The sequence below is a fragment of the Pseudarthrobacter sp. J1763 genome (genome assembly GCF_050490295.1).
In the GTDB taxonomy this organism is placed as follows: Bacteria; Actinomycetota; Actinomycetes; order Actinomycetales; family Micrococcaceae; genus JBNPEO01.
This window is the reverse complement of record NZ_JBNPEN010000010.1, coordinates 92,195-102,746: the sequence shown is the minus strand read 5'-3', so window position 1 is coordinate 102,746 and position 10,552 is coordinate 92,195. Positions and strand designations below refer to the sequence as shown.

Below are 10,552 nucleotides of genomic sequence, written 5' to 3'. Positions count from 1 at the left end.
TCCTCGCACGTTAGCGACACCCGCCCGCGTGAGTGTTTTGGCGGGTTCCGCTAGTTTGGTTATATGCGGATTTTGCACACCTCAGATTGGCACCTTGGCCGTTCTTTCCACGGGGCCGGGATGTTGGAGGCTCAACGGTCATTTGTGGACCAATTGGTGGAAACAGTCGTCACTGAAGAAGTGGACGTGCTGCTGATCTCCGGGGACGTTTATGACCGTGCCTTGCCGCCCGTAGACGTGGTGAATCTTTTTGATGATGCTCTGGTTCGGGTCACTGCAACAGGATGCAAGGTGGTGATCACCAGTGGTAATCACGATTCTGGGATTCGGTTGGGTTTCGCTTCACGGCTTCTAGAGCGCGGTGGAGTTTTTTTGCGCACCCGGGTTTCGGAACTCGCTCAGCCTTGCGTTGTTGAAGGTGATGGGTTTGAGCTAGCCGTTTACGGAATTCCGTTTTTGGAACCGAGGATGGTGGCTGCGGCCCTGGACGTGGAACAGCCGGGGCACTTTTCAGTCACGCAAGCGGCCGTTGAACGTATCCACGCAGACTTACAGGCGCGGCGCCATGCTGGAACGGTTGTCTCGGTGGTGATGGCGCATACCTTTGCCAGCGGCGGTATCACCTCAGAGAGCGAGCGGGACCTGAACATTGGTGGGCTAGGTGCTGTTCCACTGGATCTTTTCCAAGGCTTTGATTACACCGCCTTGGGACATTTACATGGCCGGCAGACTCTTTCAGAAACCGTGCGGTATTCAGGCTCACCGCTCCCGTATTCCTTCTCTGAGGCTCGGCACCAAAAGGGTGCATGGTTAGTGGAGATAGACGCAGCCGGAGTAACGTCGGTGCGGGAAGTGCCTTTTACGTCACTGCGCCAGCTAGCGGTATTGCGTGGGACTTTGGCCGGGCTGCTTGAAGATCCGCAGCTTGAGTGGGCGCAAGAAGCCTATTGCCAAGTGACTCTGACCGACACACAAAAACCGGCCCAGGCCATGGATTCGATCAGGAGCAGATTTCCGCACACCCTGGTCCTAAGTTTTGACCCCGAAGGCGCACAGCTAAGCCAGAAGAAGACGTACAGCCAAAGAGTGCGTGAAGCAGTGGATGAGCTTGATGTCTGTTGCGGATTTCTTGATCACGTGCGTGACCGGCCGGCATCCGAACCGGAGCGCCAAAGCTTGGTTGAGGCTCTTGAAAGTGTTCGCGCCCTGGAGGGTAGCAAGTGAGAATCCACCGTTTGGTGATCAACGCCTTCGGCCCCTTTGCTGGCGAAGAAGGCGTCGACTTTGATGCACTGGGGGAGCACGGTTTGTTTTTGCTCAACGGACCCACAGGCTCGGGTAAAACCAGTGTTTTGGACGCCATTTGTTATGCCCTGTACGGTTCAGTGCCTGGGGTTCGGCAAGACGGCAAACGCCTTCGGAGCGATCACGCTGCACCTGAAGCTGAGCCAAGTGTGCTGTGTGAGTTCACCGCTCAGGGGCGGCGCTTTGAGGTGCTTCGCAGCCCGCAGTGGGCCAAACCCAGTACCCGTTCTTCAAGAGGTTTTGTGACGCAAAATGCCACGAGCCGGTTACGGGAATTCGTTGATGGTCGGTGGGTAGAAAAGTCCACGCGCAATGATGAAGTTGGCGCTGAAATTTCTGCAGTATTGGGCATGGACCGGGAACAATTCACCCGAGTAGTGATGCTTCCCCAAGGCGACTTTGCGGCGTTCCTCAGGTCCAAAGAGGAGGACCGCCGGGTACTTCTTCAGAAGCTCTTTGGCACAGGCGTTTTTGAAGCTGTGGAGAAGCAGCTCTCCCAAATGGCAACAGAGGCTAAAGAACGAATCAACGCCCTTGAGCACGGATTGCGCAACGTATTGTTGGGGGCTGAAAACGCTGCCGCCCCGCTCCTGGAGCAGTTGCCCTCCGTCCCCGAGTCCGAGGTGCCTGCCATCCAGGCCGAAGATGCCTTGGACGTGGACAAAGCGGCGAGCAGGCTTGAATGGTTGCTCGCTCAAGGCGGTGCCGTAGCTTCTGAACAGGCCCAAGCAGCGAGTGTTGCCGCCGAGACTTTTGTTGCACACCAAATTGCTGTTCAAGAGGCCGTCAAAACCCAAGAGCGACACCTGCAACTAGAACTTGCACAAGTGCGGAAAATGGCCCACGATGCCGAAGAAGCGCTCTACATCGAGCAGACCGAATCCCTGCGTGTTCATCTCGCCGCTCAAACTGTGGTGCCGGTGCTTGATGCCCACCTGACGGCAAGCCAAGAGCTCAGTGCTTCACTAGAGAGCGAAACAGCTGCTGTTGAGCAACTTCAGGAGCTGGGTTTGGAACAGCTCGGGGATGTAGAACGACGCGAGGTTTTGACCCAAACCGTTGACGACCTAGCTGTACTTCGTCACGGTGTGACTCAAGAAAAACGCGTTGATTCTCTCGAGGCGACCATTCGCAGCTTCGAATCCGAGGCTCAACAAGCGATGACGCGAATCGAAGAGCAGCGCCAGGAAGCAGCGCTCGGGAAAAACACGCTGACCATGCTAAATGAGGAAATTGCGGAGCTGGAGCGTTCTCAAGAGTCCCTCGACGCGGCGGCTCAGGCAGTGGAAGCAGCCCAAGAATTCATTTCCGTCATCGGTGAATATTCGGTGGCCGTGGTTGAACGTGAAAGCGCTGCTCAGGCGCATAACGTTGCCAAAGGAAACACTCAATCCTTGCGTTCGCAGTGGTTTTCCTTGCGTGAACAACGCCTGCAGAATGCTGCAGCAGAACTTGCGGCAACGCTAGAAGCCGGACACGAATGCCCGGTCTGTGGTTCGTCTGATCACCCGCGTCCGGCTTCACCTAGCGAGGGCTCTGGCAACCTCGGCGAGCTCGAAAAAGAAGCCTTCGCAGGGTATGAAGCCGCCACGAGCGCTGAGTCACAAGCGGATGCCGTTTTGGCGGAGCGCAAGATCGCAGTGGCTCACCTTGACGGTAAGGGCGGTTCTACTGAACTCAGCGTGGCTCAAGCTCAGCTTGCCGCTGCCCAAGAGCGTGTTGCACGGATTAAATCGGCCAGCAAAAAACTCTCCGATGCGCAGGAGAACAAAACGGCTGTGGAAGCCCAGCTGGCAGCCGTTGACCAAAAAATAGAAGCTGCAGAGCAGCAGCGCATCGCGGCAGAACAACAGCTCGCCGTTGCAAGCGCAGAGCTGAATCAACTCAACGCCGAACTTCAAGAGCTCCGGGCCGGGGCCAGCACCTTGGCCGAACGAATCACCGTCCTTGAGCGCAAACGAGACGTCCTGCAAGCCAATGCTGATGCAAGGGCACGAGTAGTTGTGGCCACGGCAGCCCTCCAAGAAAGCGAAAGCAAACTTCAGCAGGCCCTCGCCAAGCAGCACTTTGAGTCCTCCGAGCAGGTCCGGGTGGGGCTGTTGAGCAGCGCTGATCTGACCGCGCTGGAGCAGAGCCTGCGAAAGTATGAAACTGAACAGGCTCAGCTTGAACAGTTGTTCTCAAGCGATGCGCTGATCCAGGCTCAGACCGAACTTGCAGCAGCAGAGGCCCCGGACAGCTTTACATCGGATACGTTGCGCGCAGAAGTCACGCATCTCAACGAGGTGTTGGAGACCTCCACTGAGCAGTTGCGCTCTCTCCAGCGGCAAGCCGATTTGAGCCACAGCGCCGTGGAACAAATCACCAAAGCTGCCAAAGTGTTTGCCGATCAAAGCGCGGCGAATGGTCCTGTGTGGGAGCGAGCTGCGATGCTCAGTTCTTTGGCGCAGACATCAGCTGGTAACGGGGAGAACTCGCGGCGAATGTCGCTCAATAGCTATGTGCTTGCGGCCCGTTTGGAACGCGTTGCCGAGGAAGCCTCAACGCGCTTGCTGACTATGAGCGATGGCCGTTACAGCTTGGCTCACACCGACGCCCGGGCAGTGCGTAACCAGAAATCGGGGCTTGGATTGGAAGTGGTGGACTTGTGGACAGGACAGTCGCGCGAAACGTCCACGCTCTCCGGTGGAGAGTCATTTATGGCCTCCCTGGCACTGGCGCTTGGCCTAGCTGACGTAGTTCAGCAGGAGTCTGGTGGTGTGGAGATTGACACCTTGTTTGTTGACGAAGGCTTTGGCAGCTTGGACGAGCAAGCACTCGAACAAGTCATGGACGCTCTAGAGTCATTGCGCGAGGGTGGCCGAATGGTGGGGCTAGTCAGTCACGTCGCCGAGATGAAAATGCGGATCCCGGCTCAGCTGCAATTGATGAAGGGCAGGCAAGGATCCACACTGAAGTTTGTGGATTTGAGCAGCCTCGCTTAGCCATGGCAAGTACGTATAATGGATGAGTTACCGGGTTGCGTGCGTCGGGTGGAGGGACGATGCACACACTGTTGATGTACCCGGAGTGACTTATGAGCGATCCACAGGCAACCTCCAAACTGCCAAGCTCGAACGCAAGCCCGTCCCAGCAAGCACCTAGCGGAACTGCTTCCTCGGACGTGGCACCTACCGAAAAACTTGCCGGAATGTTCCGCCGCTACGGCGCACTTCCGCGCCTCGCCGGCAAGGGCTTTATCCCCTTAGGGCTTTTTGCTCGTTTGCCTCTGGCCATGCTGACCGTCGGAGCTCTCACGCTCCTCACCGCAGTTAGCAGCTCCTATGCAGTTGGTGGCCTTGCCGCTGGCGCGGTGGGAATAGGCTCAGCGATTGGCGCGCCGATTGTGGGCACCTTGGCCGACCGTTTTGGCCAGCGCCCAGTGCTGCAGATTGCAGCAATCCTGAACACTCTTGCTGTTATCGGTCTTATTCTGGCCGCGTATTCAGCCACTTCCTTCGAAGGCACCGGGCTGATCGTTTGCCTCGTGAGTGCCTTGCTATCCGGCTTTACGTGCCCACAGGTGGGTCCCTTGGCCCGCGTGAGATGGATGGCTATCACCAAAAATGGGACCTCCGGAGCGGCAGGGGACTTGGATACAGCCATGTCCTATGAGAGCACCGCTGATGAGCTCACCTTCGTTCTGGGACCGGCCTTGGTGGGTATTCTGGCAAGCCTGGTTACACCGTGGTTGCCGCTTGCTCTCGCTGCGCTTCTGACGCTGGTACTGGTCCCAGCATTTGCCGTCCACCCAACCCACCGGGCAGTGGCATCAGGGACTTCGCGTCCGCGCCAAGAGCGGACATCAAGCGCAGCTGGCCAATGGGTTGCTGTGGCTATTCCAGTGGCAGCGATGGTGTGTATGGGTACGCTTTTTGGCTCCACACAAACCGCCTTGGGCGCCTTTGCAGGCTCCTTCGCCACATCTGATCTTGCCGGACTGCTTTACTCGGTGATGGGTCTGAGCTCCGCGGCCTCCGCCTTAACAGTGGCTGCATGGCCGGAGCGCTTTGGCCACACTGCCCGTTGGATTGTTTGTGCAGCTGCCATGGTGGTTGTTGCCCCGTTGCTATTGTTGCCGCATTCTTTGGGCCCCATGATTCCCGTCCTGCTATTGCTAGGCCTAACGGTGGGGCCGGTGATGGTGACGGTGTTTGCGATTGGTGGACTTGTATCTCCGGTGCAGAATCTGGGCACTGTTATGACAATGCTGGCCAGTGGCATTGTGACGGGTACAGCAATTGGCTCATCGGTGGCCGGCAGCATCGCCCAAAGCCACGGCTACACCCCCGCATTCCTTGTCCCGGTAGCAGCGGCGGTAGCCCTTTTGCTGCTCGGTGCGGCAGCCGCCGTCGTAGTTAAACGCCGGAAGCAGACTACGACGCCGAACTAACGGCGGTGCTGTTGGTCCACCGGGCCGGATGATGAGCCGAGTGACGTTTCGATACGTTGAGCTGCTGCGTGGAGTAGTCCGCCAATGTGGGCTGGCTGTTGATCGGTGCGGATGTACACCGTGGCAAGCGCAGCGGGGCGCCCACCGGGTACCCGGATGGGTGCAGCAATCGATGAAACTCCGGCAATGACTTCATCGTGGCTCATCGCATAACCGAGTTCGCGGGCTGCCACAGCTTCTGGCCGGTAGGGGATCCCTGGCGCGGCGTTCTGCCACTGCTTTTGAGTCATGGTTGATTGGATGGCTAGCCCCGGCGCCCCCGCATTAATTCGGTGGCGTGTACCTGGCCGCTGCGCGATCGTGGCTCCGGTATGCTTCGGCTCCACGGTGAGCAGCGTAACGCAGTCCTCGCGGTCCCACACCGCCACAAACGCGCTGATGTGCAGTGAATTAGCGAGGTTGTTTAATTCCGGTAAAGCAGCCGATTGCAGATCTCGAGAGACCCCGCGGGCTAGTACTGCCAGTCCGGGGCCAACCGTCACCCGGCCTGCGTCGTCCCGGACTAGAAGCGAGTGATCCTCCAAAGTCCGCAAAATTCGATAGGCCACCGAACGGTGCACCTCCATTGATTCTGCTAACTGGGCGATGCTCAGCGGCTCGGCTGACTGCGCCAAAATTTCCAAGGCCCGAATGCCACGGGACAGGGTTTGTGACGCCGGGGCTGAGGTTGGAGCGTTCTCTGGCGGAGCGTTCAAAGCTGCATTGCTGGCATCAGTATCGGCGGTCATTGAGCCATCTTATGGGGAAGTTGAGAGGCGCGGAACGCATCATTGTGATCTGTGTCGCACTGACTTGGAGTTCTTTGGGAGAACGAGTCGACCGATTATCGAACGGTGCCAATCAGGGCAGGCTGGCTGAAACGATTTCCTGGGATTCAGGTAGAGGAGGCGGGACATGAGTTCCAACCCGGCTGATCTTCACCTTGGTTGGTGGTTGGCTCTCTGACAAGATCGGTCGAGGTAAAACGTTTCTCTTGGGTACGCCTGGGTCTTTCTTACGGCCCACAGTCCTCGATGTACGCGGAGATGTTCCTCGCCAATATTCGATACTCCGGGATCTCGATCGGCTACGCATTGGGCGCAATCTTGGGTGGCGCCTTCGCCGCTTCGATTGCCGAATGGTTGCTGAACTCCACTAAATGGGCAGCCACCACTAGTTGGGCCGCGGGGTGAAGAGCTGAATGCAATCCGCGTCAGAAAGTTGTGGGAAGTCGCGGTAATAAGATCCGACGGCGTGAAACTTGCCTGGGGTTTGCAGGGCCACAAGCCCTTCACTCACGCGTTGGAGTGCCCGGGAGGCTTCCACCGAGGCTACTGGCACAGCAAGCAAAACTCTCGAAGCGCCCAGATCTTTTACTGCCTCGATGCCGGCCCGCATGGTGGCACCAGTGGCTAGACCGTCATCGATGATCAGAACCGTTTTTCCTTTAACGGGGGGCGTAACAGGGTAGAGCAGTACTTGCCGTTCAAGAGCCGCACGCTCAGTTTGTTCGATTTCGGCGAGCTGTGTAGTGGTGACCTCCCGGCTCAACATGCCACGGGTGATGCGCCGGTCCAAGATGCGAACAATGCGTCCTTGGGAATGGGCCAAAGCACCATACGCGGTTTCTGGATGGGAAGGAATGCCGAGTTTACGCACTAGGAGTGCACCGAAGGGCAGGTAGAGCTCGCGGGCTGTAGCGGCGGCAACGGCAACGCCACCTCGGGCCAGTCCTAACACCACGGTGTCCTGTTGTTCGCGCAATTGTGGCAATGCCATGGCCAAGCGACGGCCGGCCTCGGCACGGTCGGCAAAGCGATAACTCACGAATCCTCCAGGTCAGGCAGTTTCCTCAACAAAATTTCAGTCCATTCATGGAGAGGGACTGTGAATTTGCCGTGGTGCGCACCTAGCCTAAACCCATCACAGGGATGAGTTCGTCATTTTTGCCACGGTCCAGTCAATGCTGGTCTCTGGGGGGCTAGAATCGGCACGAGAGATGACCGGGAGGATTTATGGCTACCGAGCCCAACACTATTGGCTACTGGGTTGACAGGTTGAACCTGAAATTGATCAAGGCAGCTGAAATGGGCTACGCGGATTTGGGTGTTAAGGACAACCAAACGTTTGTCCTTTATGTTCTCCGGGATACCGCTTTGAGCAATGACGAGCTCGAGACTGCCTTGGAACCGTTTTGGCGGGACAATGAGGAAAACTGGGAGATTGCTACTGGCCAGCTCATTGAAGCCGGAATGATTAGCTCAAGCGATGGGCTCTTGCGTCTGACGGATAAAGGCCGTGAGGTTGATGCGAAGGTGACAGCGCACGTTGACCGTCTCCGTGACGCGACTGCCGCAGCCATTAGTGCCGAAGAGCGAGCTCAAACCATCGACTGTATGCGCAGGCTTTCCCGGGCGATTGAAGAATTTATCGAGGAAGAAGAAGGGGAATAGTCCCGAAGCCCTCCAGCCCTCAATCCTTGGCGAGAAACTCGATGGCTGCGTCCTTGAACATCCGGCTCGTGATGGCGTTGAAGTGCGTCCTGCCGGGAATGATTACTTGTTGTGCTGTGCCGCCAGGCAGCAGGGATATCAGCTCGGGAATGGTGTCAGCGCGCTCGTCTTGATCCCCGGCAATCAACAAAACAGGCATACTGGGGGCCGCTTCTGCGGGGTCGAAGGGCTCAACTTTGACGGCTTCAACTAGCGTAAGCAGGGCAAAAATGTTGTTGGATGGCAGCAACTGAGCCATTTTGAGCAAGCTTGCGGTGGACGCGTCGGTAATCGGAGTGCCGTCGGCCAAGTACTGTTGGGCGGCGCGCAGGTCGAATGCCGCTAGGGGATCGTGACGGGCAGGACCACCGAGAACCATGCGGCGCACTAGCCCGCGCTGGGTTGCGCCCAGCTCCCAAGCGAGGCGGGCGCCGAAGGAATAACCAATGATGTCTAGCCCGCTGGAAGCATCCCCCTCGCGCACGGGGCGTGCCCCGGCGTCGTACGCAATTTGTAGTAAATCCGCACGGATCCGGCTGGGGGCATAGGAATCCATGTCCTCCGGCGCTGTGCTTTGGCCGTGCCCCGGAAAATCAACGGTAATAACCGTTCGCCCCGCCTTCAGCAGTGCGTTGAGCCACCCGGTGTCCTGCCAGTTGAGCCTGGCTGAAGAAGCAAAACCGTGGATCAGCAGAACCGGCGGCAACGCCGAAACTTGTTCGGGCCGATGAACTTCAACAAACAGTCCAGGGTCAGTGCCCTCTACCGTGTGCCGCATTTCCGCTCCGCTATGCCTGCCGCTCATCGTTGAGCCTCCTGGAATCTGGTGTCCGTGCGTTCTACTGCAACCTTACCGCCGGATGGCAGCGGAGCGTCGAGTAGTGATGTAGCAGGCCACGGCAATGCCAGCGATCAGCGCAAGGCTGCTGAAGAGCTGGTTGCGGCTATCCTCGGCGCTGAAACCAACCGCAAGGATCGCCACTAACAACACCAAGCCAGCAATGCTGAGATAGGGGAATCCGCGCATACGCAGGGGCAGCTCGGTGCCTTCCCGTTCCGCCCGGCGCCGGAGCACTATTTGGGAGACGAGTGCCGTGCCCCAAACAATCAGGCAGGTTGAGCCCACCAGATTGAGCAGCATGTCCAGGATTTTGCCGGGGAACAACAGCTCAAGAACGGTTGCCACAAAGCCAAACGCCACGGAGACGCTGACCGCGGCGGCGGGGACCTGGTGAGCGTTGAGCCGTCCAAGAATGGCTGGCGCCTCACCACGATCGGCCAAGGAAAAGACCATCCGGGATGCGCCATAGAGGTTGGCGTTGAGGGCGGATAAAAGTGCGACGACGGCTACCAGAGTGATTGCCGCACCGGCACCCGGGATGCCAGCTAGGTTCAGAACACCAGCGAAGGGCGACTCGAGGGCTGGCGATGTGGCGGGCAGCAAGGTGGCGATGACCAGTACGGATCCGATGTAGAACACCAGAATGCGCCACACCACTGTTCGCACAGCGAGGGCTACCGAGCGTGAAGGGTTCTCAGTTTCGGCTGCTGCTACCGAGACAATCTCGGTGCCACCAAACGCAAAAATGACCACAAACAAAGCCGTGGCAATACCACCGAGTCCATGCGGCGCGAAGTCAGCGCCCAGCAGGCCGAACCCGGGCGCTACGGAGGACGGCAACCAGCCGGCGATCAGGGCAATTCCTATCAACAAAAACGCCACAATGGCAGCGACTTTGAGGATAGAAAACCAGAATTCAAACTCGCCAAAGTTCTTGACGCCAGCCAGGTTGATCCCAGTGAATATGACCATAAAAGCCAGCGACAATAGCCAGACCGGGATAACCGGCCAGACGCTGAACAACAGCCCGGCCGCGCCCAAAGCCTCCGCGGCAATCACAACCACAAGCTGAAGCCACCACAACCAACCCAAGGTGGCGCCCGCGGTGGGACCTAAGGCCTTTTGTGCGTAAACAGAGAAAGCCCCGGAGTTTGGATTCGCAGCCGCCATCTCACCCAAGGCCCACATCACAATGATGATCAGGGCCCCGGCCACTAAGTAGGAGATCAGAACGGCTGGGCCAGCTTCCTGGACACCTTTTCCTGAGCCGAGAAACAGTCCAGCACCGATGGCGCTGCCGAGCCCCATCATGGTCAGCTGGCGTGGCTTCATGGAATGTCCCAGTTCGGCGTGGGGCCGTTCTTGGACGGGGGAGTGGCTCATAACAATTGCACCTTGCGTTCGCTGGAGGGGTCACTTAGTTTTACACCGCGAGTATCTCTG

Annotated in this window: 8 protein-coding genes and 1 pseudogene; 5 read left to right on the top strand and 4 right to left on the bottom strand. The window is 58.1% G+C overall.

Annotated elements, in window-relative coordinates; all coding sequences use genetic code 11:
* The first annotated feature begins 63 nt into the window (after positions 1–63).
* The 3 genes from ACQQCD_RS10905 (at position 64) to ACQQCD_RS10895 (ending at position 5,737) form a co-directional block, all read left to right on the top strand.
* On the top strand, positions 64–1,224 hold the full coding sequence (locus ACQQCD_RS10905) for an exonuclease SbcCD subunit D (RefSeq protein WP_430268408.1): 1,161 nt from the start codon (positions 64–66) through the stop codon (positions 1,222–1,224).
* Positions 1,221–4,289 carry an AAA family ATPase gene (locus ACQQCD_RS10900; RefSeq protein ID WP_430268407.1) on the top strand — a complete coding sequence of 1,023 codons (3,069 nt, stop codon included), beginning with the start codon at positions 1,221–1,223 and terminating at the stop codon, positions 4,287–4,289. Before ACQQCD_RS10905 ends, ACQQCD_RS10900 begins: the two co-directional genes overlap by 4 nt.
* A 92-nt stretch (positions 4,290–4,381) precedes the next feature.
* On the top strand, positions 4,382–5,737 hold the full coding sequence (locus ACQQCD_RS10895) for an MFS transporter (protein ID WP_430268406.1): 1,356 nt from the start codon (positions 4,382–4,384) through the stop codon (positions 5,735–5,737).
* Here ACQQCD_RS10895 and ACQQCD_RS10890 read toward each other — a convergent pair.
* Complete coding sequence (locus tag ACQQCD_RS10890; RefSeq protein WP_430268405.1) at positions 5,734–6,525, bottom strand: IclR family transcriptional regulator; 792 nt, start codon at positions 6,523–6,525, stop codon at positions 5,734–5,736. The genes ACQQCD_RS10895 and ACQQCD_RS10890 overlap by 4 nt on opposite strands.
* Positions 6,526–6,707: 182 nt before the next feature.
* Here ACQQCD_RS10890 and ACQQCD_RS10885 point away from each other — a divergent pair.
* Positions 6,708–6,948 (top strand): annotated as a pseudogene (locus ACQQCD_RS10885) (MFS transporter); the annotation flags it as partial.
* Between the two features lies 1 nt (position 6,949).
* On the opposite strand, the gene ACQQCD_RS10880 reads toward ACQQCD_RS10885, so the two are convergent.
* Positions 6,950–7,603: a phosphoribosyltransferase gene (locus ACQQCD_RS10880; RefSeq protein WP_430268404.1), complete on the bottom strand. Its 654-nt coding sequence runs from the start codon at positions 7,601–7,603 to the stop codon at positions 6,950–6,952.
* Between the two features lie 188 nt (positions 7,604–7,791).
* On the opposite strand from ACQQCD_RS10880, the gene ACQQCD_RS10875 reads away from it, so the two are divergent.
* Positions 7,792–8,229 carry a helix-turn-helix domain-containing protein gene (locus ACQQCD_RS10875; RefSeq protein ID WP_430268403.1) on the top strand — a complete coding sequence of 146 codons (438 nt, stop codon included), beginning with the start codon at positions 7,792–7,794 and terminating at the stop codon, positions 8,227–8,229.
* A 19-nt stretch (positions 8,230–8,248) separates the two neighbouring features.
* Here ACQQCD_RS10875 and ACQQCD_RS10870 read toward each other — a convergent pair whose 3' ends face one another.
* Together ACQQCD_RS10870 and ACQQCD_RS10865 are read right to left on the bottom strand one after the other, a co-directional pair.
* Positions 8,249–9,073, bottom strand: coding sequence for an alpha/beta fold hydrolase (locus ACQQCD_RS10870; RefSeq protein WP_430268402.1), 825 nt, complete (start codon positions 9,071–9,073; stop codon positions 8,249–8,251).
* Between the two features lie 45 nt (positions 9,074–9,118).
* Positions 9,119–10,492: an amino acid permease gene (locus ACQQCD_RS10865; RefSeq protein WP_430268401.1), complete on the bottom strand. Its 1,374-nt coding sequence runs from the start codon at positions 10,490–10,492 to the stop codon at positions 9,119–9,121.
* Positions 10,493–10,552 lie beyond the last annotated feature (60 nt).